Genomic DNA, 25,835 nt, shown 5'->3' with positions numbered 1-25,835 from the left:
CGGGTTTGCCGGCGGCAACTCCGACAGAGGCAGACCCATCGGCGGCCGTTCCGGCGGAGGGTTGGTCGGCAACCCCGGCGCAGGAGGCCTTCCCCGACGGGGCATCGCACCCGGAAGCGGTACGGAGCATGGGTTCGGATTCGGTGGTCATGGGCAGGAAAGCGGAAAAAAGGTTGACATCGGCTCCTCCGGCGGCGCTATTCGCGGGAGCGGGTCAGAATCCGGTAGCTCCACGGAGCCATATCCTCCTCGACATGCTCCGCAAGCAGCAACGGCAGGCCCGTCATCGCGTCGATGTAGCGCCCGGCGTAGATGCCCGTGCGGTAGTCGGCATGGATGGCGTAGGGCGAGAGGTTCATCACCGCCACGACGCGGTCGTCGCCCGCTTCGCGCACGAAGGTCATCAGGCAATCCTCGGCGTTGTTGCGGATTTCGACCATCCCGCCGCCGCGGCCGCCCGAGGCGAGGGCCGGGTGGTTGTGGCGCAGTGCGGTGAGCCGGCGGTAGAACTCCGTGAAGGCGTTGGGAGCGGCATCGGGCAGGGGGTCGCGGTCGAAGAAGGCGAAGCTGTGGTCGTAGCCCACCTCCTGTCCCGTATAGACGAGGGGCAGGCCGCGCGGCACGACGAAGGTGAAGGCCGCCATGATTTCACGGGCGGCCCCCATGCGGGTGAACTCCGAGCCGCTCCACGAATTCTCGTCGTGGTTCGAGGTGAAGGTGAGCCGCATGGCCGACTCGGGGTAGCGGCCGCGGTCGGCGTAGATGTAGTCGCGCAGCGCCGTGACCCGCACCCGACCCTGCGCCACGTCGTTCATCAGGTGGTGCATCTGCCAGGCGTAGCAGGCATCGAAGGTGCCGTGCTCGAAGAGGTTCGTCTCCTCGGCCTCGGCCAGCATGAAGAGGTCGGGCTTCATAAGGCGCAGGCGGCGGACCGTCTCATGCCAGAACTCCACCGGCACGAGCATCGCCATGTCGCAGCGGAAGCCGTCGACGCCGTGCTCGCGGAGCCAGAACTCCATCGCCTCGGCCTCACCCTCCCAGACGGCGCGGTTGGCGTAGTTGAGCTTCGCCGTGTCGGTCCAGTCCCACGGCACGGCGGGTGCGCCCGAGGCGTCGCGTTCGTACCAGTCGGCGGGCTTTTCGACAATCCAGCGGGCGTCGCGCGCCGTATGGTTGGCCACCCAGTCCAGCAGCACCTTCATGCCCAGGCGGTGCGCCTCGGCCACGAAGGCGTCGAAATCGGCCATCGTCCCCATCTCGGGGTTGATGGCGCAGTAGTCGCGAATCGAATAGTAGGAGCCCAGCGAGCCCTTGCGCCCCTCGACGCCGATGGGATAGACGGGCATGAGCCATACGGCATCGATGCCCATGTCGCGCAGCATCGGCAGCCGCGCGGCTGCGGCCCGAAGCGACCCTTCGGGGGTGAGCTGGCGGACGTTCATTTCGTAGATGACGGCCTGATAGCTCCATTCGGGATGATTCATCGCATCCATTGTCTCTTATTACCTTTCAAATCAAACTGTTCACATTTTGCTCCGCCTCCAGCGCTCCCGGGACCGGGACGGACCGGGACGGACCGGGTCCGTGCTGGACCGACTGGACGGACCGGCACAGACCGGTACGGACCGGCGGCAAACCGGACTGGGGCAAACCGGGCCGGCGGCGGAAGCTCCGCCTCCCTGCCGCACCCGCGTCGCGCCGCGCCGTTCACTGCATCGCTCGCCGACGTTGCGGTCCAGAGCGAAGTCCGCCGGAGGAATGCCCCGCCGAACGAATCGGGGAGGGCGTCGGGAGGGATTGGCACGGCCGGAAGCCGGCATCCAGAGCGTCCGGCGACGCTTCGGAGGACCAAAAATACACTTTTTCCGGCAATTTTGATACGGCTGAACGCCGAATCCCGCAAAAGAGCGCGCGGCACCGGCCCTGAGCGTCCCCAGAGGGAGCTCCGCCGCCGCAACACCTCAACTCCGGCGCCGCATCCCGCACCCTGCCCCGACGGACGCTCAATCGGTCCAACTGCGGCACAAATAGCAAATTGCACCGCTGGATTTTTCGGAAAACTTTACTACCTTTGCGGGGCGTATACAATTATCCTGAAACAGATGAGATTTTTCCGTTTTCTCCTGCTCTCCGTCGCTTGCTTCGCGGCGCTTGCCTTCACGTCGTGTGCAACGCAAAGAGCCGCCAAAAAGACCTGGTACCTCCAGGATGCCACCCCATACACTCCGGAACAGACAGCCCTCAAGGGTCAAATCCGCATCCAGCCGCTCGACCGACTCACCGTCGTGGTCAACAGCAAGGACCCCGAACTGGCCGCCCCCTTCAATACGGCTTCGGGCTACAACGCGCTGTCATCTACCGGAACAAGTTCTTCGAGCAACGCCTCCTCGCTGCAGGTCCGCACGGTGGACGAGCACGGCATGTTCGACATGCCCATCATCGGGAAAATCGACTGCCGCGACATGACCCGCAGCGAACTGGCCAAGGCCATCGCCGACAGGATTGTCGAGGGCGGGTATCTGAACGACCCGACGGTGAACGTGGAGTTCGCCGACATGAAGTTCTCGGTCATCGGCGAGGTGGCCAGTCCGGGCGAGTACGAAATCAAGAACGACCGCGTCTCGATTTTCGACGCGCTGGCGATGGCCGGCGACCTGACGGTCTACGGCATGCGCGACGAGGTGGCCGTCATCCGCGAGACGAACGGCGTGCGCACCATCGAGTACCTCGACCTGCGCTCGAAGGATATCTTCGACTCGCCGGTCTTCTACCTTCAGCAGAACGACGTAATCTACGTCAAGCCCAACAAGAAGAAGGCCCGCTCGGGTCAAATCAGCCAGGACCGCTCGTTCTACATCTCGCTGGTGAGCACCGCCATCTCGATTGCGACGCTCGTCGTAACCCTTTCCAGAAAATAATCCGCGACCATGATTGAACAGACACCCAATACGCAACACGCACCCCAGAACGAGACCTCCGAAGCGGGGATGTTCTCGCTGCACGACCTCATCCAGATGATACTGGCCAACTGGTACTGGTTCGCCATATCGGTCATCGTCTGCCTGGGTGCAGGCTACCTCTATCTGGCCCGCACGCCGAAGGTCTACAGCCGCAAGGCCACCATCCTGGTCAAGGACGACCGCAAGGGGGCCAACATGGATATTTCGGCCTTCAGCGACATCTCGGGCTTCCAGAGCCGCAACAGCGTCGACAACGAAATTTACATCCTCCAGTCGCGCCGGCTGATGCAGGAGGTGGTCCGCACGCTCCGTCTGACGACCGGCTACTCGAAGCGCAGCGGACTCCGCACGCAGGACCTCTATGGACGGTCGCCCATCGAGGCCGACTTCGTGGACGAGGGCGAGAACCAGTCCTTCTCGTTCCGGGCCCGTCCGCTGGCCGGCGGCGAGCAGGTCGAACTCACCGACTTCGACGACGGCTACATCTCCGACGAGGAGCGCGGCCGCGTCGTAACGGCCGCCTACGGCGATACGGTCTCCACCCCGCTGGGGCGGATGATTATCCGCAAGACGCTCTACCTCTCGCCCGCCGACGAGGGAACGGCCATCCAGGTTGCGAAAAGCTCGCTCGAGGCGGCCACGTCGGCCTACCGGGCCGCCGTCAAGTGCGCCGTGGAGGACAAGCAGACCTCGGTGGTCGGCATCGCGATGAACGACGCGGTGCCCAAGCGGGCCGAGGATGTCATCAACACCCTCATCACGGTCTACAACAACGACGCCATCGCCGACAAGCGGCGCATCTCCGAAGAGACGGCCGACTTCATCCACTCGCGCCTCGAAATCATCGGCAGCGAGCTGAACGACGTGGACCGCGACATCGAGAACTTCAAGAGGGACAACCGCATGGTGGACCTCGCGAGCGAGGCGACGCGCAACGTCGAGGAGAGCTCGCAGTTCAAGGCCGAGGGGCTCTCACTCGAGAACCAAATCAACGTGGCGGAGTTCATCCGCTCCTACCTGCTCGACAGGGAGCATGCCGGCGACCTGATTCCCGCCATGGCCGCCATCGCCAACTCGGGCATCACCGAGCAGATTTCGGCCTACAACGAGGGGATTCTCCGCCGCGAGAAGCTCAGCGAGAACAGCTCGGCCAACAACCCCGTGATGCAGGAGCTGGACAACAATCTGGCGGCCGTACGCCGCTCCATCATCGCCTCGCTCGACTCGCACATCCGCGCGCTCGAAATCCAGCGCAACGCCCTGCGCTCGGAGGAGGAGCAGGCCAACCGCCGCATCTCGACGGTCCCCTCGCAGGAGAAGGAGATGCTCGGCATCGCCCGCCAGCAGAAAATCAAGGAGGAGCTCTACCTCTACCTGCTCAACAAGCAGGAGGAGACGCAGCTCAACCTGGCCGTGGCGGAGAGCAACGCCCGCGTCATCGACCTGGCATACGGCTCGGGAGCCCCCATCGCCCCCAAATCGTCGATGATTCTCGGCATTGCGCTCATCGTCGGACTGGCCATTCCCTTCGGCCTGCTCTTCCTGCTGAGCATGCTCGACACGACCATCCGCGGCCGCAGGGACATCGAGGAGAATCTGAGCGCCCCCTTCCTGGGTGATGTTCCCCTCTACGAGGGTGAGACCACGAAGGGCATCGTCGCCGTGCGCGAGGCGGGCCGCGACGCCCTCTCGGAGGCCTTCCGCATGCTGCGCTCGAACATGAACTTCATGAACGTGTCGAGCCAGAGCCGCCTGCAGTGCGTCCTCTTCACCTCGTCGAACCCCCACGCCGGCAAGACCTTCGTGGCCGTCAACCTCGCCGTCACGCTGGCCATGGCCGGGAAAAAGGTGGTGCTGCTCGACCTCGACCTGCGCCGCCACGCCCTCTCGAGCGAATTCGGCCACGGCAAGGATTCGCGAGGCATCACCGCCTACCTTTCGGGCTCCATCACCGACGCAGGCCAGATAATCTCCCGCTCCGGCATTCACGACAATCTGGATGTCGTCTATGCCGGCATCCAGCCGCCCAACCCGGCCGAGATGCTGCTTTCGGACCGGCTCGATACGCTCATAGCCGAGCTCCGCACGCGCTACGACTACATCTTCATCGACTCGACGCCGGCCATGTCGGTAGCCGACGCCATCAGCACCGACCGTCTGTGCGACCTCTGCATCTACATCATCCGCGAGGGGGTTCTGGACCGCCGCCAGCTGCCCGACATCGAACGGCTCTACCGCGAAAAGAAGCTCCGCAACATGTGCATCGTCCTCAACGGCGCCCGCAGCCGCCGCCACGGATACGGATACGGATACGGGTACGGTTATGGATACGGGTACGGATATGGCTACACCTACGGGTACGGCTACGGCGACGACTACCAGGAGACGAGCTACCGCAAGCGGATTCTGAACTTCCTGCGCCGGCTTCTGACGCGCAGCGGGGAGGAGCAGAGCCACCGCCACCATCACCACCGCAAGCACGACAGGGCGTAAGTAACCCGCCGACACACAAAGACCTCAAGCCATGGCCATACACGATGCAGTCATCGCCGTCGATTTCGACGGCACGGTCGTCACCCACGAGTACCCCCACGTGGGCGAGGATGCCGGCGCCGTGCCCGTGCTCCGCGAGCTGACCGACAACGGATGCCGGCTCATCCTCTGCACGATGCGCAGCGGCCGGCTGCTCGACAAGGCGCTTGCCTGGTTTGCCGAGCGGGATATTCCGCTCTACGCCGTCAACGAGAATCCCGAGCAGCACCGCTGGACGCAGTCGCCCAAAATCCATGCGGACCTCTACATCGACGACAGCGCGCTGGGGTGCCCCATCCGCTTCATCGACGGGGTGAAGCGCCCCGTGGCCGACTGGGTAAAAATCCGCGAGGAGCTGGTCCGCGCGGGCTATCTCGACTGACCGCCGCACGCACGCCCATTCTCCGCACGCCCGACATCCGTACGCCCGACACCTGCGAGCCTGTCCTCCGCACGCCCGGCACCCGCATGCCCGACGCCCCCATCACCCTCCCCCATCACCCTCCCCCTTGGCAAGGAGCTCCGGGAACCGACACAAAACAAAGAGTCCATCCACCGACTGGTGGATGGACTCTTTCTTCCGATGTGCGGCAGAGCGCCGCTGTATGTGCCGTTGTTTCCGGCCATTGTTGCCGGTCGCTGCATCAGCCGTTTCCGGTCCCTGCAGCCGACCCTTATCTCCGGCCGCCGTACCCGGCTGTCAACTCCGGTCCCTGCTTCCGGCGGCTGTTCCGGCCGCAGCATCAGCCGCTCCGGTCCCTGCTTCCGGCCGTTATCTCCGTACACAGTTCCCGGCCGCCAACCTCCGCCGCCGCTGCCGGCCGTTATTTCCAAAGGTTGCGCGGATACTTGCCCTCGGCAATCATCCGTTCGATGCTGGCCATCAGCGCCGGCTTGTCCTCCTTGTAGGTCACGCCGTGCCACTGCGCCGTGCTGCGCAGCACCCGCAGCGAAGCCGTCCCCTCGCCGATGAGCTTGTTGACCATCGTCGGGATGTAGAACTCGGCCTTGAGGTTCTCGCGGTTGGCCGCAAACCACTCCTTGAAGTAGGCGGCCGAGTAGTCGAAGTAGTCGGGCGTGAAGCCGAAGAGGTTCATCGAGACGGGGGTATCCTCGGCCAGCGGTTCGTCGGCCCCGCCGTCGTGGAAGAGGATGCGGCCGTCGGCCACGCGCTCAATCTGCGTCCGCTCGACCATCGCCGTCAGGTTGCCTTCGCCGTCGACCGAGCAGATGCCGCGCGAGACGGTGCCGTTCTCCGAGAGGGTGCGGTTCAGGTCGTAGGCCACCATGCAGTAGCGGTTGCGGCTGCCGTCGAGCTGTGCGAGGTAGTCGCCGATGGTCCGGTAGGCCTCCGCGCCGTAGAAGTCGTCGGCATTGATGACCGCAAAGGGCTCGTGGATGGCCTTGGCCGCCATCATCACGGCGTGGTTCGTGCCCCACGGCTTGACGCGGCCCTCGGGCACCGTCAGCCCCTCGGGCAGGTAGTCGAGCTCCTGGAAGACATACTCGACGGCGATGCGGCCGCCGAACCGCTCGGCGGAGAAGACCTCCTGGAACTCCTTGGCAAACGAGTGCCGAATGACGAATACGACCTTGCCGAATCCGGCGCGGATGGCGTCGTAGACCGAATAGTCGATAATGGCCTCCCGGTTGGGGCCGACCCCGTCCATCTGCTTGAGCGAGCCGTAGCGCGAGCCCATGCCGGCAGCGAGGACCAATAAAGTAGGTTTCACCATAATATCATCGAATTTGAATCGTTATCCTATGGACACCGCAAAGGTAATAAAAATAAGCGAACCTTTGCTTCCCGGTCCGCATCGGGGCGTCGAAAAGCCGCCAGGTGTCAAACGGTTGGCCCGCCACCGCCCGGAATACGGCTCCGCGCGGCAGGCGCGACAAGAGCGGCGGCGCGGCAGAGGCAAGAGCGGCGGCGCGGCAGGGGCAAGGCTGACCCGCGCGGCAGAGGCAGGAACGACGGCCCGCCCGAAAGGCAATGTCGCGCCGGACATGCGGTCCTCCCGGAACGCGGCTCGGCGCTGCGGAAACGGCAGAGGCGGCGGCGCGGCAGAGGCAGCCGTCGCAGGACCGACCCGCGCGGCAGAGGCAGGGGCGGCGAAGGCGACCGCTGCGAACTCAAGGCGCGAATTGAGCCGCAGGCGCAGGGTTTTCGCGTAAAATTCGTATCTTTGTCGGGATTATCACTCCGCAGAAGATGGACATTCAGAAAAAAATAGGTTCCTGGTGGCGGAACTTCTTCCGCAAGCGGCGCTTCAGCATGCTCAACGCCACCGACAACAGCGAGGAGTGGCACCTGCACCTCTCGCCGGCAAGCATCTTCGCCGCACTGGTGGCCTTCGTGCTGCTGCTCTTCATCCTGATTCTCTCGCTGGTGGCCTACTCCCCCGTGCTGGAGTTCCTGCCCGGCTACCGGACCGAGGCCGACCGCTCGCGCGAAAGCCTCGTGCAGAACATCATCCGCCTCGACTCGATGGAGCGCGTGATGAACCAGATGATGACCTACAACCAGAACATCGCCCTCATCATGGAGGGCAAGACCCCCGTCATGAGGACCATCGCCTCGAGCGACTCCTCGCGGCTGAGCAAGGTGCTGGTCATGCCCTCGCACGAGGACTCGCTGCTGCGCGCCCAGATGGAGGGTGACGGACCCTACTCGCTGAGCGCCTCGCAGAAGGCCTCGCGGCGCGCGCTGCGCGAATCGATGGAGCTGCTCGCCCCCATCGAGGGCATCATCACCCAGAGCTTCGACGTGGCGCAGGGTCGTCTGGGCGTCGGGATTGTCGCCACGTCGGACGCCCCCGTCTCGGCCGTCGAGAGCGGCACGGTCATCCAGAGCCTCTGGAGCCCCGAGTCGGGGTACACCATCATCATCCAGCACGCCAACAACCTGCTCTCGGTCTACCGCAACCTCTCGCAGTCGCTCGTCACGACGGGACAGGCCGTGCGCGGCGGTGCGCAAATCGGCTACAACGCCGAACCGGTCGACGGACAGGTGCGGCTCTTCGGCTTCGAGCTGTGGAACAACGGCAAGCCGGTCAACCCCGAAAACTACATCGTATTCTGAACCTCATGAGACAACGCCTTGCCATTCTGGGGTCGACCGGCTCCATCGGTACGCAGACCCTCGACATCGTCCGCGAAAATCCCGAACTCTTCGAAGCCCGCATCCTGACGGCCCACCGCAACTGGCGGCAGCTGGCCCTTCAGGCCCGTGAATTCGACGCCGACACGGTCGTCATCGCCGACGAGAGCTGCTACGCCCCGCTGCGCGACGCGCTGAGCGACACCGACGTGAAGGTCTACGCGGGCGAGGATGCCGTCCGTCAGGTTGCCGCAGGGGGCGACACGCAGGTGGTCGTCAATGCGCTGGTGGGCTACGCGGGGCTCCACCCCACCGTCGCCGCATTGGGCGCAGGCAAGAAGCTGGCGCTGGCCAACAAGGAGTCGCTCGTGGTGGGCGGCGAGGTGGTCATGCGCCTGGCGGCCGAGAAGCGGGCGCCGATTCTGCCCGTCGACTCGGAGCACTCGGCCATCTTCCAGTGTCTGGCGGGCGAGAGCTCGCGGCCGCGGCGGCTCATCGTCACCTGCAGCGGCGGTTCGTTCCGCGACCTGCCCGCCGAGGCGCTCGCCGACGTCACCGTCGAGCAGGCGCTCCACCACCCCCAGTGGCACATGGGGGCCAAAATCACAATTGACTCCTCGACGCTCGTCAACAAGGGCTTCGAGGTCATCGAGGCGCGCTGGCTCTTCGACATGCCGGCCGACCGCATTGACGTCATCCTCCACCCGCAGTCGATTGTCCACTCGATGGTCGAGTTCGACGACGGGGCCATCAAGGCGCAGTTGGGGACCCCCGACATGCGGATGCCCATCAGCTATGCGCTCTTCTACCCCCGCCGGGCCAGCCGCCCGCAGGAGCATTTCAACTTCCTCGACCATCCGCAGCTCACCTTCGAGGCGGTCGACCGGCGCAAGTATCCGGCGCTCGACATCGCCTACGAATGCCTGCGGCGGGGCGGCACGGCCGCCTGCACGATGAACGGCGCCAACGAACGGGCCGTGGCGGCCTTCCTGGCCGGGAAGTGCCCCTGGCTGGAGATTGTCCGCGCCATCGAGTATGCGCTCAAGCACGCCGCATTCACCCTCCGCCCGACGCTCGACGACTACGCCGCGGCCGATGACGAGGCCCGCCGCCTGGCCGCCGAATACCTCAAACTCTGAACAAGTACGACACACAATGGATATTCTGATTAAAGCGCTTCAATTCTTCCTCTGCTTCACGATTCTGGTCGGCATCCACGAGCTGGGCCATTTCATCATGGCCCGCGTCTTCCGCATCCGCGTCGAGAAGTTCTACATCTTTTTCGACCCCTGGTTCTCGCTCTTCAAGTTCAGGCGCGGCGACACGGAGTACGGTCTGGGCTGGCTGCCGCTGGGCGGCTACGTGAAGATTGCCGGCATGATTGACGAGTCGATGGACAAGGAGCAGATGAAACAGCCGGTCAAGCCGGACGAGTTCCGCGCCAAACCGGCCTGGCAGCGCTTCCTGGTGATGATTGCCGGCGTTGTGATGAACGTCCTGCTGGCCATCGTCATCTACTGCGGCATCTGCTACGTCTGGGGCGACAGCTACCTCTCGAACGAGGATGCCCGCTGGGGCTACAACTTCAACGAGACGGGCCACCGGCTCGGCTTCCGCGACGGCGACCGCTTCGTCTCGCTCGACGGCGAGCCCGTGGACAACATCCAGACGCTGCTCAACGGGCTGCTCATCACCAAGGGCGACCGCGAGGTGGTCGTCGAACGCGACGGCGAGCAGGTCACGCTGACGCTGCCGCTCCAGGAGCTGATTGACATGCGCCGCGAGAGGGCCTACGAGGACCTCTTCACGCTGCGCCACCCCTTCCTCGTCGACAGCGTCGTCGTTCCGGGGGCCTCGGCGCTGCGGCACGGCGATGAGATTGTCGCAATGGAGGACTCCACGGGGCTCGAATTCCCGGGCTACCAGGCGCTGCTCAAGAGCCACGCCGGAGGCGAGGTAAGGCTCGCCGTCAAGCGTGCGGGGTGCGACTCGCTGCTGCACTTCACGCTGCCCGTCACGGCGGAGGGCAAGCTGGGCGTGCTGGCTCTGGCGCCCTACACGCTCCGCACGCAGGAGTACACCTTCTGGGAGTCCATCCCCGCCGGCTTCCGCAAGGCGGGACGGATGCTCTCCTCCTACTGGGAGCAGCTGAAGCTCATCGTGCAGCCCAAGACGAAGCTCTACGAGGAGCTCGGCGGCTTCATCGCCATCGGCAGCATCTTCCCCGGCAGCTGGAACTGGGAGGGCTTCTGGCTGACGACCGCCTTCCTCTCCATCATGCTGGCCGTCATGAACATCCTCCCCATCCCGGGGCTCGACGGCGGCCACGCCATCTTCACCTTCTGGGAGATGCTCACGGGGCGCAAGGTGAGCGAACGGGTGCTTGAGACGGCCCAGTACGTCGGGCTCATCATCATCCTGGCGCTCGTCCTCTACGCCAACGGCAACGACATCTACCGCTTCTTCATCAAGTAACCGCGCACGCGGCCGTCCCTGCCTCTGCCCGCACCGCGGGCCGGCAAGACGGCCGCAGCGCTGCGCCCAACACCCAAAAAACATCCATCGAACCATGAACACAACGACCCCACAGAACACTGCACCGGCAGCCGCCGAACGACTCGAACGCTGCGCCGAGGCGCTGCGCCGCCATGGATTCGACGCCGTAGTCGTAGCAACGCCCGAAGAGGCCTTCGCCTGCATGAAGGAGGAAATCGAGCGCGAAGCGCCGGGCCTGGTCTCGTTCGGCGACTCTATGACCATGCGCGAGACGGGCATCATCGAGTGGCTGCGCGGCGACGAACGCTTCACGCTGCTCGACGGATTCGACGCCTCGATGCCGCGTCCCGAACGGCTCGAAATCCGCCGCCGGGCACTCATGTCGGACCTCTTCATCACGGGCATCAACGCCGTCACGACGGCCGGCACGCTCCACTGGCTCGACATGGTCGGCAACCGCATCGCCCCCGTAGCCTTCGGACCGCGCAAGGTGCTGCTCGTGGCCGGGCGCAACAAGCTCACCGAGAGCCGCGAGGAGGCCGAGCAGCGCATCCGCGACATCGCCGCGCCGCGCAACATCGCCCGCCATCCCGGCTTCCGCACCCCCTGCGCCAAAACGGGCGTCTGCGCCGACTGCAACTCGCCCGACCGCATCTGCAACACGCGCATGGAGATGCTGCGCTGCCACCCGCGGGGGCGCATCAAGGTCATCCTCATCGACCGGGAGATGGGGCTCTAAGCTAACGAACGGAACGCCATGAACAGCAAATCAATCTGCCGCCTGCTGGCGCTGCTGACGGCCGCGCTGGCGGCCTGCTCGGAGCCTTCGGAGGTCTACTACACGACCCGCTACGAGGTGACGGCCATCGAGGCTGCGGTCTCGGTGACCGAGGAGACGCCGACCGAGCCCACCGATCCCGAAAATCCCGGCACCGAGCTCGGAGACGGCTCCGACGGTGAGGGAACCGGCGGCTCGGACAACACCGGCAGCGGCTCGGGCAGCGGCGGGAGCGACGGCTCGGAGGGGTCCGCAGGAACCGGCGGCGGCTCGGGCAGCGACGGGAGTGAGGGCTCCGAAGGCAGCGAAGGCGGCGAAGGCACGGAGGGCGGCGAAGGCAGCGCCACGCCGCTGGCCGACGCAATCCGCGCGGCGGTGCTGGCCTCGGCACCCGTTCAGGTCGGAGGCTCCTACACGCTCGACTACGTGGAGTACAACGGCGGCCGGCTGACCGTGCGGCCCACGGCCGACGGCGAGGCGCTGAGCGGCGCCTTCGTCAAGCTGCCCGGCTCGACGGATATCACCCTCTACTACGGCGGCGACCAGGAGCGCCGCTGCACGCTCTCCTACTACACCGACGCGGAGGGTCAGCGCCTTGCGCGCTTCGGCGAGGACCTCACGGAGCAGTTCCGCGCGCTCTACCCCGACGCCGACATCCAGTCGGTGGTGCGCTACGAGCAGACGTCGCATATCTACTACTAAAGCGAAAGCATCACACGCCCCAACCCAGGCATCACACACCACAACCATGGCCAAGGTCAAGAAAGCATACTTCTGCAAGAATTGCGGCTTCGAAGCCCCGAAGTGGCTCGGCCGCTGCCCCTCGTGCGGCGAATGGAACACCTTCACCGAGGAGCTCATCGCCCGCGAGAGCTCGTCGCCCGCCTCTGCGCTGGCCGGCGGGCTCCCCGCCTCGCGCCCGCAGCGGGTCCGCGACATCCGCGAGAGCGACCACCGGCGCATCGACCTGGGCAACAGCGAGGTGAACCGCGTGCTGGGCGGCGGACTGGTCCCCGGCTCGCTCATACTGCTGGGCGGCGAGCCCGGCATCGGCAAGTCGACCCTCTCGCTGCAGATTGCCCTGGCGGCCAACTCGCTCAAGACGCTCTACGTCTCGGGCGAGGAGTCGGCCGAGCAAATCAAGATGCGCGCCACGCGCATCGGCATCGGCAACGACGACTGCCTGGTCTACGCCGAGACGCTGCTCGAAAACATCGTGGCGCAAATCGAGGAGCAGCGCCCCGACCTGGTGATTATCGACTCGATTCAGACCATCTACACCGAGCTGCTCGACTCCTCGGCGGGGAGCATCTCGCAGATTCGCGAGTGCGCCGCCACGCTGCTCAAGTATGCCAAGAGCACCGGCACCTCCATCTTCATCATCGGCCACATCACCAAGGACGGCACCATCGCCGGGCCGAAGGTGCTGGAGCACATCGTCGACGTGGTGCTGCAGTTCGAGGGAGACAGCAACAACGTCTACCGCATCCTGCGGGGCATCAAGAACCGCTTCGGCGCCACGTTCGAAATCGGCGTCTTCGAGATGCTCGACTCGGGGCTGCGCGAGGTGGACAACCCCTCGGAGATTCTGCTCACGCACTACGACGAGCCGCTGAGCGGCATCGCCGTCGGGGCCTCGGCCGACGGCATACGTCCCTATCTGATTGAGGTTCAGGCGCTGGTGAGCGGCGCGGCGTACGGAACGCCGCAGCGCACGGCGACGGGATTCGACACCAAGCGGATGAGCATGCTGCTGGCCGTGCTCGAAAAGCGGCTCGGGATGAAGATGTTCCAGAAGGATGTCTTCCTGAACTTCGCCGGCGGCTTCAAGGTGGCCGACCCGGGGCTCGACCTGGCGGTCGTTGCGGCGGTCATCTCGTCGTACTACGACCGGCCCATTGCCGAGGGGGTCTGCTGCGCCGGTGAAATCGGGCTTTCGGGCGAGGTGCGGCCGGCGCCGCGCACCGAGCAGCGCATCAGCGAGGCGGCGCGTCTGGGCTTCCGCCGCATCGTCGTCTCGGGCTATCTGAGCCGCTCGGCCCGCCGACCGAAAGGCATCGAGGTGGTCGAAATCAACAACGTCGCGCAGCTGCCCAAGGCGCTCTTCGTGGAGTAGACGGCACGCTGAGCCCCACACACACAAAACAGCCATCCGGAAGGAGCGGACTTATGGGTCCCAATCCTTCCGGATGGCTGTTTTTCAGATATTTTCGGGCGCGACGCCCCGCTGCGGAACAATCTTTGCAGCAAAGGGGCCGAACCGACGGCCGACATCCCCGCTCACCGCGCCCCGTTCCACGCTCACCGCTCCCCTGCCGCCCGCCCGGGACGCAGGGGCCGTTGAGCTACGGGGAAGCGATGCCGGAACCGTCGCCAGACAGAGATACGGACGAACGGCGGCCCGAACGGCTGCGGCGCTATTCGCCCAACATTGCGGTGACCTCCTCGTGGACGCAGTCTTCGGCAGGAGAGGTCCCCAGAGAACCGGTCACGCGGAACACCGCCTGCCGGTTCTCCTCGTTTCGTGAGCCGCAGGCTACGAAGAGGGTCGCAACGCCGCGGCCGGCAAGCCGGGCGGCCGAATGCTCCTCCGAAGCCGCCACGCGACGCAGCCATGCGGCGGCGGTATCGATGTGGTTGAGCGAATCCTCGCGGCGGGCGGCCGCCATCACGGCGGCGTAGCCCTCAAGCAGCGTTCCGCCGTTGCACCAGCTGCGGAAGAGTTCGTCGAAGGCGTCAATCCGTCCCAGCAGCGCAAAGGCGGCCTCCTCGGCCACCTCCGAGTTGCAGATGCCGCCGCCCCAGAAGGCGAACTCGTCGGCCGTGAGCCGCTCGGGCTCGGCGATGTGGAGCGCCGCGAGGCGCAGTTCGCGCACCTCCTGGGCGTAGAGGTAGCGGGCAAATTCGTGGTCGCGGCCGCAGGCGCGGGCCAGCGTGCGCACGGTCGGCAGACTGACGCCGTAGTTCAGGCCGTAGTCGGCGCCGTAGTAGCGCATGGCATCGGCCACGGCACCGTTGCGCTCACGGCGCATCGCCCCCAGAAGGGCGACCATGCGGGAGGTGAAGTCAGCCATTACTTGCGGCGCGGAAGCGCGATTTTGACCGTACGTCCGAATTCGAAGAGCGGAAGCACCGAGCGCGAATACTCGCGGCCGCCGCATATCACGGCACAGGTGGCGGGAGCGGCTACGCGGCAGCTGACCGCGTTGCTCTCCTTGGGCGAGGTCTCGGGCACGGCAATCGAGGCTCCCGTAGGCTCAATCTGCAGCAGCACGATGTCGCCCGAGAGGTCGTTTTCGGGCAGCAGGCCGCTCCCCTCGCTGAAGCGGCAGACGATGTACTGCCGGTTGCCGGCATCGGGATAGACCACGAAGCGGCTGGTCGAGGTGGTGACCACGTGCTTGCCCAGGAAGAGTTCGAGGTAGAGCTGCTCCTGGCGGGCAATCTCCTCGAGGGCGGCGTTGAGCCCCTCGCCGAAGACATTCTCGCCCGCCTCGCCCGTGATGAGCTCGAGGCGGTGGCGGCGCAGCGAGAAAATCGTCGATGCGGCCTCCTCGGCAGCCTCCTCGAGCGTCCGCACGGTGGAGGAGTTCTTGTCGGCCTGCAGCCGCGGGAATTCACCCTCGGCCCGGGCGTAGAGCTGCTCGCTGCGCTGCGCCGCTGCGGGAAGCTGGGGTGCGGCGAGGAACTCCTCGTCGTCGAGCAGCGAGACGCGGGCGCTCTTGACCGCATAGACCGACTTGTCGGTCAGCGGGGCGCGCACGCCGAGGAACTTCTGGGCATAACGCGCATAGGGACCCGCGAGGGTTACGTCATGCTCCACCGTCACGTCGACCGCCAGAATCGTACGCGGCAGCGACACGACCACACCCTCGGCCCCTTCGGTCGCCCCTTCGAGTGCGATATAGGGGTTCTGAGCCACGACGCTCATGCTGCCAAGCAGCATGGCAAGCGCCAGCAATTTGGTTTTCATTGTCTGTAAGAAGTTAGAATCAATCTACAAATATATCTTATTTTGTTGGTTTGCCAAAATTCGGAGCTCAGAAACACACCGCCGGGGCCTCACACAGGAACCGCTGCGTAACCCCCCTCCTTCAAAACAGCCGCCCGGAATGCGACGTTCCAAAACGCCGCCCGGAAACCCTCCTTCAAAAACGCCGCCCGGAATGCGGGGCGGGAATGCAGGAGCCGGGGCGCGAGGGCGGGGTGCGAGACCGGAGTGCAGGAGGCGGAGTGCAAAACCGAGGTGCAGGGGGGCGGAGTGCGAGGACCGGGGTGCAGAGCCGGAGTGCGGGGCCGGAGCGCAAGAGCCGCCGCCAGAATCCGCCGCCCAAAGCGTGGGGCAGAATGTGGGGGGCAGGTCTGGGTCGGAGCACGGGACCGGGGTACGCCGCCCGGAACACGGGACCGGAGTGCGAGCCGGGGTGCGGGGGTCGGTGCGCGAGGACCGGGTTGTGAGGGCCGGAACACAGGGCCAGAACGCGGGGACCGGAGCTTGAGCCCGGAACGCGAAAGCCTCCTTCCAAAATCCGCCCTTCAAATCCGCCACCCAAAGCGCGGGGCAGAATGTGGGGGCAGGTCTGGGTCGGAGCGCGAGACCGGAGTGCACCGCCCGGAACACGGGACCGGAGTGCGGGCCGGGGTGCGGAGGCAGGAGTGCGGAGGCAGGAGTGCGGAGGCAGGAGTGCGGAGACAGGAGTGCGGAGACAGGAGTGCGAGGACCGGATGCGAGGACCGGAGCGAGAGAACCAGAGTGCGAGCCGGGGTGCGGGGGCCGAAGCGCGAGGCCGGGTGCGGGGGCCGGGTGCGGACTCAGAACTTGAGGTAGAAGTCGCGCGTCAGGGCGCGGTAGGACTCCGTATAGCACTCGTGCTCGCCCGTGCCGATGACCAGCTCGTCGCACTCGGGCTCGGACGGGAGCTCCCCCGCCTCCACATGGCGGTACTCCGTCAGCAGGCGACGGAGCGGGCGCCGCGGCGTGGTCCTCACCCCGGTGCGGCGCACGGGGACAAGCAGGCCGCGGCAGAGTTCGTCGAAGGCGTGCGCCTCCTCCAGGGGCAGAATCAGCGCAAAGCGCCCCCCGGGTGCGAGCAGCCGCACCACGGCGTCGCGCAGCTCGTCGAAGGGGAGCGCCACGGCATGCCGCACGCGCGTCCGCCCCTCGTCGGGACAGGTGAGCGAGTCGACAAAGTAGGGAGGGTTTGCAAGGATGAGGTCATAGGGGCGTCCGTCCGCAGGGCGGAACTGCTGAACCGGCATGCGGTGGAAGCTCAGCCGCGCCGCCCAGGGCGAGGCGTCGGCATTGGCGCGCGCCTCCGCAACGTCGGCGATGTCGACCCCCTCGATTGCCGCCTCGGGGGCGCGCTGCGCCATCATCAGCGCAATGAGGCCCGTTCCGGTGCCGATGTCGAGGATGCGGCGGTCGTCGTCCCCGACCCGCGCCCAGGCGCCCAGAAGCACCCCGTCGGTGCCCACCTTCATGGGGCACTGCTCCTGCCGGACGGCAAACTGTTTGAATCGGAAGATGCTCATAGTCGGCGGGTGGGGTTTAACGCAGCAGGTCGTGAAGGGAGCGCTTCGCATCGACGCCGATGCCGAAGAGCGCAAAGTCGAAACGCACGGGGTCGGCGGCATCGAAGCGGCGCAGCGCGGCGGTCGTCTCCTCGACGGCGCGCCAGTCGTTCTGCCGCCGCGTGAGGAGCCCCAGCGCGCGGGCCGTCTCGCCCACGTGGACATCGAGCGGAATGCGCAGCGCCGACATCGGGATGGTGCTCCACAGGCCGAAGTCGACCCCGCGCGCGTCGCGGCGCACCATCCAGCGCAGATACATGCAGAGGCGTTTGCAGGCCGCCCCGCGTTCAATCGACGAGAGGTGCTTCTCGCAGCGCGGCGCATGCTCCGCGGCGAAGAACTCGCGGCGGAACTCCGCAAGGACAGTCGGAAGGTCGCACGTCGCCGCATAGCGCTCCTCGAAGAAGGCGCCGATGCCGCCGTGGAGCTCCTCCATCCGCCGGATGGCGAGGACGAAGTCGCGCAAATCGCTGCCGTTGAAGGTGCGGTGGACGAAGGCGCCGAGCCCGGCGAGCTCCCGCTCCGAGGCGTTGCGCACGAAGTCGGCCGGGGCGTCGTCCATCAGGTGCATCATCCGATGTCCGTTGCGCACAATCGTCGGGCGGTTGCCCCAGGCAATCGTCGCGGCCAGCAGGCCGGCAATCTCGCGGTCGTGCCGCCCGGTGAAGCGGTGCGGCACCGAGATGGGGTCGTCATCGATGAATTCGGGACGGTTGTAGCGGTCGGCGAGCCGTTCGAGCAGCTCACGGAGTTCCTCCTCCGCCGCGCCGAGGGGCCGCTCGGCAGCCGTCTGCGGGGCATCGCCGCGGGTCGCCTTCCGTACGGAAGCCGCCGCCGGAACCGGCTGACGGGCGGACACGGTCTCCTGCCGGCTGCCCGTCGGGGCGCCGGAGCAAGCGTTGGAAGGGGTGTCGGAAGGGGTCATAGCGCCTCGGAGATGAGTCCGTCGCTCATGACGATGCGGCGGTCGGACATCTCGGCCAGATGCTCGTCGTGGGTGACGATGACGACCGTCTGTCCCAGATGGTCGCGCAGGTCGAAGAAGAGGCGGTGAATCTCCTCGCGGTTGCGGCTGTCGAGGTTGCCCGAGGGTTCGTCGGCCAGCAGCACGGCCGGGGAGTTGATGAGCGCCCGGGCGATGGCCACGCGCTGCTGCTCGCCGCCCGAGAGCTGCGACGGCTTGTGGTCGCGACGCTCCGCAAGGCCCATCATCGCCAGCAGCTCGTCGGCGCGCCGCTCGACCTCGGGTCGGGGGCGGTGGCCGATGAAGCCCGGGATGCAGACATTCTCGAAGGCGGTGAACTCGGGCAGCAGGTGGTGGAACTGGAAGACGAAGCCGATGCGCTCGTTGCGGAAGCGCGACAGGGCCTTGTCGCCCAGTGCGAAGAGGTCCGTGCCGTCGATTTCGACCCGCCCCGAGTCGGGACGCGAGAGGGTTCCCATAATCTGCAGCAGCGTGGTCTTGCCGGCGCCGCTGGCCCCGACGATGGTCACCACCTCGCCGCGGTGCACCTCGAGCGAGACGCCCCGCAGCACCTCGAGCGTTCCGTAACGCTTGTGTATGTCCGTTACCCGTATCATCGTTTCAAATTCTGTTCTGATTCTCGGCAAGCGGCAGCCCCACAGGCCCCGTCGGCCACGCCGGCCTCTCAAGTTCCACGGCCCCACTGGCTCCGCTGCCTCCACAGGCCTCACTGCCCCGCGGCGGTCCCCCGGCCTCGCTCCCCTTCACTGCCCCGCTGCCCGGCAGCCCCGCAGCGGCCCCCGGTCCCGGACGGAGCGTCAGCCCCGGTAGCGCTCGAAGACCTCGAAGAGACGCACCGTATCGACCGCCTCACGGACGTCGTGCACGCGCAGGATGGAGGCACCCTGGCGCAGACACTCCCACCCCAGGGCGATGGTTCCCGGCAGCGCTTCGTCGGGCGTCATGCCGAGCGTGCGGTATATCATCGACTTGCGCGACAGCCCCGCCAGCACGGGATAACCCTCGGCGCAGAGGCGGTGCAGCCCGGCCAGCAGTTCGAAGTTCTGCCCGGCGGTCTTCGCAAAGCCGAAGCCCGGGTCGAGCACAATCCGCTCGGCGCGGATGCCCGCCCGCTCCATCTCCCCGACCCGCCGGCGGAGGTAGTCGACCACCTCGGTGACGATGTCGCGCCGGTAGTCGGTCAGCGACTGCATGCTCTTGGGGTCGCCCTTCATGTGCATGGCGATGTAGGGCGCATCGTGGGCGGCGACGACGGCAAACATTCCGTGGTCGAGCTCACCGGCCGATATATCGTTGATTATCAGAGGTCCGAACTGCTCCAGTGCACGGGCGGCCACCTCGCTGCGGAAGGTGTCGACCGAGAGCGGAAGGTCGGGCGCCAGCCGCCGCGCGGCGGCAAGGCCCAGCTCCACGCGCCGCCACTCCTCCCCGACGTCGACCTCGTCGGCGCCCGGACGCGAGGAGTAGCCCCCCACGTCGAGCAGGTCGCACCCCTCGGCCACGGCCTCGCGGATGCGGGCCTCGACGGCCTCCGCGCAGCTCATGCGGCTGCCCGCAAAGAAGGAGTCGGGGGTGACGTTCAGGATGGCCATCACCCGGGGGCGCGAAAGGTCAAGCGTCATGGTGTCGTGCTTCGAGGCGGAAGAGGCGGTCGAGCTGCTCGACGGCAGGCGCCAGCTCCTCTTCGCGGATGTTGACAATCGTATGGTCGGCACGTGCGTGGAGCTCGTCGTCGCTCATCTGGGCGGCGATGCGGCGCCGCACCGACTCGGCATCGGTGCCGTCGCGGCGGCAGGTCCGCTGGATGCGCAGGGCCTCGGGGGCCAGCACGGCCACTGTGCGGTCGACCGACTTCTCGAGCCCCGCCTCGAAGAGGATGGCGCTCTCCAGAACGACGTAGTCGCCCTGCTGCGCCTCGGCCCACGCCTCGAAATCGCGCATCACGGCGGGGTGGACAATCGCATCGAGCGCCTGCAGCGCCTCCCGGTCACGGAAGACGATGCCGGCCAGATAGCGGCGGTCGAGCACCCCGTCGCGGTAGGCCTGCGCGCCGAAACGCGCCTCGACGGCCCCGCGCAGCGGCCCGGCCATCAGCCTTTTGGCGGCGGCATCGCTGTCGTAGACCGCCACGCCCCGCGCCGCAAAGAGGCGGCAGACCGTACTCTTGCCGCTTCCGATTCCTCCCGTTATGCCGACCTTCATCATCGCTTCTTGTCCTCTTCGGGCATGTTGATTTCGGGAATGCGGTCGATGGAGACAATCTTGATGTCGCTGAACTTCACCGACAGGGCGTTCTGCAGCGACTGGGGGTCGATGATGATTTTCCCCTCGTGGCCCTCCTCATGCGAGGGCTCGTACTTGAGCTCCGAGAGGGGGATGCGCGACTTCTTGCGCATGTAGACCCGGTAGCCGAAGAGGTTCGTACCCACGCCCTCGACCGTGCAGGTCACGTCGAAGGTCTGCCCGTCGACATCAATCCTGACGACCTGCGAGGTGGTATAGGTATAGCTCAGTTTGGCGATGTACCAGAGGATGAACGACGCGACGAGCAGCGCCAGAAACACCGGCGAGACGTAGCGGCGAAGACGTTTCCACAAATTTTCCATAGCGTTCCGCGAAAAAGGGATTCCCGTTGCAAAGATAAAAATAAAAAGGACTGCCCCAAACGGGAACAGTCCTTTTTATTGCAGCCGCGCGGAGCGGTCGGGAGGTTACTCCTTGTCAATCTTGGCACGCTTGCGCATCAGGTCGTAGGCCATCGGCGTAGCGATGAAGATGGTGGCGACCGTACCGACTACCACGCCCACGATGAGGGCGAAGATGAAGCCGCGAATGGTCTCACCGCCGAAGAAGAAGATGGCAAGCAGCGTGACGAGCGTCGTACCCGAGGTGTTGATGGTACGCGACAGCGTCGAGTTGATGGAGTTGTTGACATTCTCCTTCAGGTTGCGCTTCGGGTAGAGGCCCATGTACTCGCGGATTCGGTCGAAGACGACCACCGTGTCGTTGATGGCGTAACCGATGATGGTCAGGATGGCCGCGATGAAGGCCTGGTTCACCTCAAGGTTGAAGGGCAGGATGCCGTAGAACATCGAGAAGAGGCCGACGATGAAGAGCGCATTGACGGCCAGAGCGACCGTGGCGCCCGTGGCCCACTGCCAGCGCTTGAAGCGGAAGGTGATGTAGAGACCGATGGCGATGAGCGAGAAGAGCACCGAATAGATGGCGTTCCACGTCATGTCCTGGGCAATCGAGGGGCCAATCTTGTCGGCCGTCAGGATACCGTTCAGGTCGGTCTGCGTGTTGCGGAACTGCTCGAAGGTGATGTCGTAGGAGTAGAGCGGCTTCATGGCCTCGTAGATAATCTTCTCTACCTCGGCCGTAGCCTCGTCCGACGTATCGTCGTAGCGGTACTGCGTCACGATGCGCATCTGGTTCTCGTTGCCGTACTGCTTCACCTCGAAGCTGATGGAGGCGGCGTCGGCATCGGCCTGGCGGGCGAAGACCTCACCGAGGTTCTTGCGCACCTCCTCGGCCGAGACGGCCTTGTCGAAGCGGACCACATAGGCGCGGCCGCCGGTGAACTCGGCGCCGAGGTTCAGACCGCGGACGAAGAACGAGATGCACGAGAGGAGCATCAGCACGATGGTAACCACGTAACTGATTTTACGCACGCGGAGGAAGTCGAAGTGGGTATTGTTGAGGAAGTTCTCCGACCACTTGTGCGAGAAGGAAATCGAGCCCCACTTGGCAACCACCCACTCGATGAGCATGCGCGTGATGAAGATGGCGCAGAATACCGAGGTGATGATACCGATGATAAGCGTCGTGGCGAAGCCCTGCACGGGACCGTTACCGAAGATGAAGAGGACGATACCGGTGATGATGGTGGTCAGCTGACCGTCGATGATGGCCGAGTAGGCCTTCGAGAATCCCTCCTTGATGGCCAGCGAGAGCCCCTTGCCGCCGCGCAGCTCCTCCTTGATGCGCTCGTAGATGATGACGTTGGCGTCGACGGCCATACCCATCGTCAGCACGATACCGGCGATACCGGGCAGCGTCAGCACGGCGCCGAACGAGACGAGCACGCCCATCAGCAGGAAGACGTTGCAGAGCAGTGCGATGTCGGCCATCCAGCCGGCCGTCTTGTAGAAGAGGCCCATGTAGAGCAGCACGAGGATGAAGGCGACGACGAACGAGAGCATACCCGCGTTAATCGAGGCCTGACCCAGCGACGGACCTACGACCGTATCCTGGATGATTTTGGCCGGAGCGGGCACCTTGCCCGACTTGAGGACGTTGGCAAGGTCCTTGGCCTCCTGAATCGAGAAGCCGCCCGTGATGGAGGAGGTACCCTTGTCGATTTTGGTGCGGACAACGGGTGCCGAATAGACATATCCGTCGAGGACGATGGCGATGCACTTGCCGATGTTCTCACCCGTCAGGCGGGCCCACTCGCGGGCGCCCTCGCCGTTCATGGTCATCGAAACCTCGGCCTCGGCGCCGCGCTGAGCATACTGCTCGACGGCATCCACAACGACGCTGCCGTCGAGCGGAGCCTTGCCGTCGGCCGTAGCCACCTTGATGGCGTAGAGGTCATAGCGGCCATCCTTCTGCGGGTCGCCCTTGACGCCCCACTTGAACATGATGTCGGCCGGGAGCAGCTCGCGTACGGCGGGCATGGCCAGATACTGGTTGACGGTCGCCATGTCGGCCTTGTAGGCCGAACCCACGACGGCACCGCCCGCATAGGTCGGGTCGAGCACCGCGAAGAGCGGGTGCTCCTCGGCCGTGAAGCGGCTGCGGGCAACGGCGGCGTCGCTCTGGGCCGTCGAGTCGGCGGCGGCCACCTGGGCCAGCAGGCCCTCGTTTGCGGCGGTGGTATCGGCTGCGGCGGCCGGCTCGGTCGTCTCGGTTGCCTCGGTTGCCTCGGCAGCCCCGGTGCTCTGAGCGGCGGCGGTCAGCTCCTTGCGCAGCAGCTGGTCGGCGGCGTTCAGCGCGGGGAATACCTCGTTGGCGTCGTACGTGGTCCAGAACTCGAGCGAGGCGGTACCCTGCAGCAGGTTACGCACGCGCTGCGGCTCCTTCACGCCCGGCAGCTCGACCAGAATGCGGTGCGAGTTGGGCAGACGCATGATGTTGGGCTGCGTCACGCCGAAGTGGTCGATACGGCTGCGCAGTACGTTGAACGAGGCGGCGATGGCGGCGTCGGTCTCCGACTTGAGCATCTTCTCCACGTCGGCATCGGAGCTTTCGAGCGTGATGTCCTTGCAGTCGGGGCTCACGAAGATGGCGGCCAGCGGCGCACCGTTCGAGAGGCGCTGGTAGGCCTTGACGAAGTCACCGATGTAGTCCTTCGACGAACCGTCGTGGAGCGCCTTGTTCGCCTCGGCGATGGCCTCCTTGAAGGCGGGGTCGTTCTGGCTGTCGCCGGCCAGAGCCTTGACCACATCCTCGACCTGCACCTCCAGCATGACGTTCATACCGCCCTTGAGGTCGAGACCCAGGTTGAGCTCCTTCTCCTTGCACTCCTTGTAGGTGAAGGACTTGAATCCCATGTTGAAGACGGGCTGGTTCTGCACCGAATCCAGATAGTGCTGCTCGGCCTCGGCCTGGTGGTCGAGGTCGAACGAGGCGGCATACTCGGCCGCCTTCTTCTCTACGCTACGTGTCTTGAACGTAAACGAGAGCTGGTAAACGCACGCGAGCGCCAGAAGGACCGCGATGAGTTTAATAAAGCCTTTACTTTGCATTTGGTTGAAAAAAATTTGTTGTTATTTGTTGTAATTATTGTCATTACACACAATAGCACGCAAAGATAGAAAAAAAGAAATAAAAAAAGGGGATTTCCCCCTCAAGAATTGCACTCTGTCGCGAAAAACCGTAATTTTGGCCCCGCATGAAACCCCGAATGAAGCTCACGACCCGATACCGCTACCACCTCGCGGCGCTCTTCTGCGTCACGGTGTGGGGGGCCACCTTCGTGTCGACCAAGGTGCTGATAGCCAACTCGCTCACCCCGGCCGAAATCTTTCTCATGCGCTTTGCCGCGGCCTACATCCTGCTGCTGGCCCTGTCGCACGCGAAGCTCCGGGCCGACAGCCTGCGCGACGAGGCGATGCTCGCCGCGGCCGGCGTCACGGGGGGCTCGCTCTACTTCCTGACCGAGAACATGGCGCTGGAGTTCTCGCCGGCATCGAACGTCTCGCTGATAGTCTGCACGGCGCCGCTGTGGACCGCCCTGCTGCTCCGCTCGCTCTACCGCAGCGAGCGGATGTCGCGCCGGCAGGCCGTCGGGTCGCTCATCGCCTTTGCCGGGATGACGCTGGTGGTGCTCAACGGGCGCTTCATCCTCCACCTCGAGCCGAAGGGCGACCTGCTGGCGCTGGGCGCCTCGCTCTCATGGGTCTGCTACTCGCTGCTGCTCAAGCGCATCGGCGGGCGCTACCCGGCGCTCTTCATCACCCGCAAGGTCTTCTTCTACGGTGTGGTGACCATCCTGCCGGTCTTCCTGCTGCGGCCGTTTGCCGTCACGTGGGAGATTCTGGCACGGCCGGCCGTCTGGGGCAACCTGCTCTTTCTGGGCATCGTCGCCTCGATGCTCTGCTACCTGCTCTGGAACGCCTCGGCCCGACACATCGGGATGGTCAAGATGACCAACTACATCTACCTCAATCCGCTGGTGACGATGCTCACGGCGGCGCTCTTCATCGGGGAGCGCATCACCGGCGCGGCGCTTGCCGGCGCGGCGCTGATACTCTGCGGGATGTGGCTTGCCGAGCGGCGCGCCGCACGGACCCGCGGACTCCGTCCCCAGGGGGCGGCCTGAAGCGGCGGCCAGGAAGGCCGGTAACGGCCCCGGCGGCAGCGAGAGGCCCGAGGCGGCAAGAGGTCCGAGGCGGCGGCAAAGGGCGCAGGGAACGGCCCGGAGGCGGCGAGGGGCGGCCCGAAGCGGCGGCCAAAAAGGCCGGTAACGGTCCCGGAGGCGGCCGAAGCGCCTCGTCCCACTTATTCCAGCCGAGCCGGAACGCCTCGCCCGCACATCCCGCTGCCCAACTCCATTCCTGCAAGCGCACCGCCCCCCATTTCCTCCCCGGCCGAGGCTTCCCGCCCGCACGCCCTTCCGCCCCCTTCCATCCCGTCCAACCCGGCCGAAGCGCCTCGTCCCACTTATTCCACCCGGGCCGGAACGCTCCGCCCGCACGCCCCGCCGCCCTATTTCATTCCTGCCAGCACCTATTCCATCCCGTCCATTCCGCCCGAAGCACCTCCCGCCATATCCCCTCAGCCGAGGTTCACCGCCCGCACGTCAGTCCGCCCCCTGGGGACGGAGTCCGCGGGTCCGTGCGGCGCGCCGCTCGGCAAGCCACATCCCGCAGAGTATCAGCGCCGCGCCGGCAAGCGCCGCGCCGG

The 25,835-nt window shown here is 65.6% G+C and carries 21 protein-coding genes; 10 read left to right on the top strand and 11 right to left on the bottom strand.

The genetic code is table 11. The features are described 5' to 3' along the window. Window positions 1-197: 197 nt before the first annotated feature. On the bottom strand, window positions 198-1,484 hold the full coding sequence (locus tag B5F90_RS08755) for an alpha-amylase family glycosyl hydrolase (protein ID WP_087362427.1): 1,287 nt from the start codon (window positions 1,482-1,484) through the stop codon (window positions 198-200). Window positions 1,485-2,102: 618 nt separating this feature from the next. On the opposite strand from B5F90_RS08755, the gene B5F90_RS08750 reads away from it, so the two are divergent. Genes B5F90_RS08750 through B5F90_RS08740 form a run of 3 tightly spaced genes read left to right on the top strand, consistent with a single transcriptional unit; the run spans window position 2,103 to window position 5,874 of the window. Then, on the top strand, window positions 2,103-2,918 hold the full coding sequence (locus B5F90_RS08750; RefSeq protein ID WP_087362426.1) for a polysaccharide biosynthesis/export family protein: 816 nt from the start codon (window positions 2,103-2,105) through the stop codon (window positions 2,916-2,918). A gap of 9 nt (window positions 2,919-2,927) precedes the next feature. Then, entirely contained in the window at window positions 2,928-5,453 is a 2,526-nt protein-coding gene (locus B5F90_RS08745; RefSeq protein WP_204229546.1) for a tyrosine-protein kinase, read from the top strand. Window positions 5,454-5,484: 31 nt separating this feature from the next. Further along, window positions 5,485-5,874 (top strand): hypothetical protein, encoded by a 390-nt coding sequence (locus B5F90_RS08740; protein WP_087362425.1) that lies wholly within the window; start codon window positions 5,485-5,487, stop codon window positions 5,872-5,874. A gap of 442 nt (window positions 5,875-6,316) precedes the next feature. Here the strand turns inward: B5F90_RS08740 and B5F90_RS08735 are convergent, their stop codons facing one another. Continuing rightward, entirely contained in the window at window positions 6,317-7,228 is a 912-nt protein-coding gene (locus tag B5F90_RS08735) for a sugar phosphate nucleotidyltransferase (RefSeq protein WP_199792101.1), read from the bottom strand. Window positions 7,229-7,704: 476 nt separating this feature from the next. On the opposite strand from B5F90_RS08735, the gene B5F90_RS08730 reads away from it, so the two are divergent. The 6 genes from B5F90_RS08730 (at window position 7,705) to radA (ending at window position 13,982) form a co-directional block, all read left to right on the top strand. Then, window positions 7,705-8,574: a M23 family metallopeptidase gene (locus B5F90_RS08730; RefSeq protein WP_234025758.1), complete on the top strand. Its 870-nt coding sequence runs from the start codon at window positions 7,705-7,707 to the stop codon at window positions 8,572-8,574. Between the two features lie 5 nt (window positions 8,575-8,579). Continuing rightward, the gene (gene dxr / locus B5F90_RS08725; protein ID WP_087362424.1) at window positions 8,580-9,731 is read left to right on the top strand and encodes a 1-deoxy-D-xylulose-5-phosphate reductoisomerase; all 1,152 of its coding nucleotides are present in this window, start codon (window positions 8,580-8,582) and stop codon (window positions 9,729-9,731) included. 16 nt (window positions 9,732-9,747) lie between these two features. Beyond that, window positions 9,748-11,067 carry an RIP metalloprotease RseP gene (gene rseP, locus B5F90_RS08720; protein WP_087362423.1) on the top strand — a complete coding sequence of 440 codons (1,320 nt, stop codon included), beginning with the start codon at window positions 9,748-9,750 and terminating at the stop codon, window positions 11,065-11,067. Window positions 11,068-11,161: 94 nt separating this feature from the next. Further along, on the top strand, window positions 11,162-11,827 hold the full coding sequence (locus B5F90_RS08715) for a lactate utilization protein (RefSeq protein WP_087362422.1): 666 nt from the start codon (window positions 11,162-11,164) through the stop codon (window positions 11,825-11,827). An 18-nt stretch (window positions 11,828-11,845) separates the two neighbouring features. Beyond that, window positions 11,846-12,568: a hypothetical protein gene (locus tag B5F90_RS08710; protein WP_087362421.1), complete on the top strand. Its 723-nt coding sequence runs from the start codon at window positions 11,846-11,848 to the stop codon at window positions 12,566-12,568. Window positions 12,569-12,614: 46 nt separating this feature from the next. Further along, entirely contained in the window at window positions 12,615-13,982 is a 1,368-nt protein-coding gene (gene radA / locus B5F90_RS08705; protein ID WP_087362420.1) for a DNA repair protein RadA, read from the top strand. A 301-nt stretch (window positions 13,983-14,283) separates the two neighbouring features. Here radA and B5F90_RS08700 read toward each other — a convergent pair whose 3' ends face one another. From B5F90_RS08700 to secDF, 9 genes are all read right to left on the bottom strand, one after another. Continuing rightward, window positions 14,284-14,940 (bottom strand): DNA alkylation repair protein, encoded by a 657-nt coding sequence (locus B5F90_RS08700; protein WP_087362419.1) that lies wholly within the window; start codon window positions 14,938-14,940, stop codon window positions 14,284-14,286. Then, entirely contained in the window at window positions 14,940-15,839 is a 900-nt protein-coding gene (locus tag B5F90_RS08695; protein ID WP_087362418.1) for a DUF4831 family protein, read from the bottom strand. Before B5F90_RS08695 ends, B5F90_RS08700 begins: the two co-directional genes overlap by 1 nt. An 839-nt stretch (window positions 15,840-16,678) precedes the next feature. Continuing rightward, window positions 16,679-17,392 (bottom strand): methyltransferase, encoded by a 714-nt coding sequence (locus B5F90_RS08690; RefSeq protein ID WP_087362467.1) that lies wholly within the window; start codon window positions 17,390-17,392, stop codon window positions 16,679-16,681. A 22-nt stretch (window positions 17,393-17,414) separates the two neighbouring features. Further along, window positions 17,415-18,179: a TIGR02757 family protein gene (locus tag B5F90_RS08685; protein ID WP_239307780.1), complete on the bottom strand. Its 765-nt coding sequence runs from the start codon at window positions 18,177-18,179 to the stop codon at window positions 17,415-17,417. A gap of 179 nt (window positions 18,180-18,358) precedes the next feature. After that, window positions 18,359-19,018, bottom strand: coding sequence for an ABC transporter ATP-binding protein (locus tag B5F90_RS08680; RefSeq protein WP_087362416.1), 660 nt, complete (start codon window positions 19,016-19,018; stop codon window positions 18,359-18,361). Between the two features lie 201 nt (window positions 19,019-19,219). Further along, on the bottom strand, window positions 19,220-20,014 hold the full coding sequence (gene folP, locus B5F90_RS08675; RefSeq protein WP_087362415.1) for a dihydropteroate synthase: 795 nt from the start codon (window positions 20,012-20,014) through the stop codon (window positions 19,220-19,222). A gap of 19 nt (window positions 20,015-20,033) precedes the next feature. Beyond that, entirely contained in the window at window positions 20,034-20,624 is a 591-nt protein-coding gene (gene coaE, locus B5F90_RS08670) for a dephospho-CoA kinase (protein ID WP_087362414.1), read from the bottom strand. After that, window positions 20,624-21,028 carry a hypothetical protein gene (locus B5F90_RS08665; RefSeq protein WP_087362413.1) on the bottom strand — a complete coding sequence of 135 codons (405 nt, stop codon included), beginning with the start codon at window positions 21,026-21,028 and terminating at the stop codon, window positions 20,624-20,626. The genes coaE and B5F90_RS08665 overlap by 1 nt, the downstream gene beginning before the upstream one ends. Window positions 21,029-21,133: 105 nt before the next feature. Continuing rightward, window positions 21,134-24,175 (bottom strand): protein translocase subunit SecDF, encoded by a 3,042-nt coding sequence (gene secDF, locus B5F90_RS08660; protein ID WP_087362412.1) that lies wholly within the window; start codon window positions 24,173-24,175, stop codon window positions 21,134-21,136. A gap of 146 nt (window positions 24,176-24,321) precedes the next feature. Here secDF and B5F90_RS08655 point away from each other — a divergent pair, with 146 nt between their 5' ends. Beyond that, window positions 24,322-25,251 (top strand): DMT family transporter, encoded by a 930-nt coding sequence (locus B5F90_RS08655; protein ID WP_239307775.1) that lies wholly within the window; start codon window positions 24,322-24,324, stop codon window positions 25,249-25,251. The last annotated feature ends 584 nt before the right edge of the window (window positions 25,252-25,835 follow it).

Origin of the sequence: Alistipes sp. An31A (assembly GCF_002159425.1) — a bacterium.
In the GTDB taxonomy this organism is placed as follows: Bacteria; Bacteroidota; Bacteroidia; order Bacteroidales; family Rikenellaceae; genus Alistipes; species Alistipes excrementigallinarum.
Note: the sequence above shows the minus strand (reverse complement) of the source record. Positions and strands in the feature narration are given on the sequence as shown.

Bases quoted from the DNA above. Each gene is read 5' to 3' on its own strand.
- B5F90_RS08710 (WP_087362421.1), top strand. From the start codon at position 11,846: ATGAACAGCAAATCAATCTGCCGCCTGCTGGCGCTGCTGACGGCCGCG.
- B5F90_RS08735 (WP_199792101.1), bottom strand. From the start codon at position 7,228: ATGGTGAAACCTACTTTATTGGTCCTCGCTGCCGGCATGGGCTCGCGC.
- dxr (WP_087362424.1), top strand. From the start codon at position 8,580: ATGAGACAACGCCTTGCCATTCTGGGGTCGACCGGCTCCATCGGTACG.
- B5F90_RS08745 (WP_204229546.1), top strand. From the start codon at position 2,928: ATGATTGAACAGACACCCAATACGCAACACGCACCCCAGAACGAGACC.
- B5F90_RS08730 (WP_234025758.1), top strand. From the start codon at position 7,705: ATGGACATTCAGAAAAAAATAGGTTCCTGGTGGCGGAACTTCTTCCGC.
- secDF (WP_087362412.1), bottom strand. From the start codon at position 24,175: ATGCAAAGTAAAGGCTTTATTAAACTCATCGCGGTCCTTCTGGCGCTC.
- B5F90_RS08715 (WP_087362422.1), top strand. From the start codon at position 11,162: ATGAACACAACGACCCCACAGAACACTGCACCGGCAGCCGCCGAACGA.
- radA (WP_087362420.1), top strand. From the start codon at position 12,615: ATGGCCAAGGTCAAGAAAGCATACTTCTGCAAGAATTGCGGCTTCGAA.
- B5F90_RS08655 (WP_239307775.1), top strand. From the start codon at position 24,322: ATGAAACCCCGAATGAAGCTCACGACCCGATACCGCTACCACCTCGCG.
- B5F90_RS08695 (WP_087362418.1), bottom strand. From the start codon at position 15,839: ATGAAAACCAAATTGCTGGCGCTTGCCATGCTGCTTGGCAGCATGAGC.
- B5F90_RS08680 (WP_087362416.1), bottom strand. From the start codon at position 19,018: ATGATACGGGTAACGGACATACACAAGCGTTACGGAACGCTCGAGGTG.
- coaE (WP_087362414.1), bottom strand. From the start codon at position 20,624: ATGAAGGTCGGCATAACGGGAGGAATCGGAAGCGGCAAGAGTACGGTC.
- B5F90_RS08755 (WP_087362427.1), bottom strand. From the start codon at position 1,484: ATGAATCATCCCGAATGGAGCTATCAGGCCGTCATCTACGAAATGAAC.
- rseP (WP_087362423.1), top strand. From the start codon at position 9,748: ATGGATATTCTGATTAAAGCGCTTCAATTCTTCCTCTGCTTCACGATT.
- B5F90_RS08665 (WP_087362413.1), bottom strand. From the start codon at position 21,028: ATGGAAAATTTGTGGAAACGTCTTCGCCGCTACGTCTCGCCGGTGTTT.
- B5F90_RS08700 (WP_087362419.1), bottom strand. From the start codon at position 14,940: ATGGCTGACTTCACCTCCCGCATGGTCGCCCTTCTGGGGGCGATGCGC.
- folP (WP_087362415.1), bottom strand. From the start codon at position 20,014: ATGGCCATCCTGAACGTCACCCCCGACTCCTTCTTTGCGGGCAGCCGC.
- B5F90_RS08740 (WP_087362425.1), top strand. From the start codon at position 5,485: ATGGCCATACACGATGCAGTCATCGCCGTCGATTTCGACGGCACGGTC.
- B5F90_RS08750 (WP_087362426.1), top strand. From the start codon at position 2,103: ATGAGATTTTTCCGTTTTCTCCTGCTCTCCGTCGCTTGCTTCGCGGCG.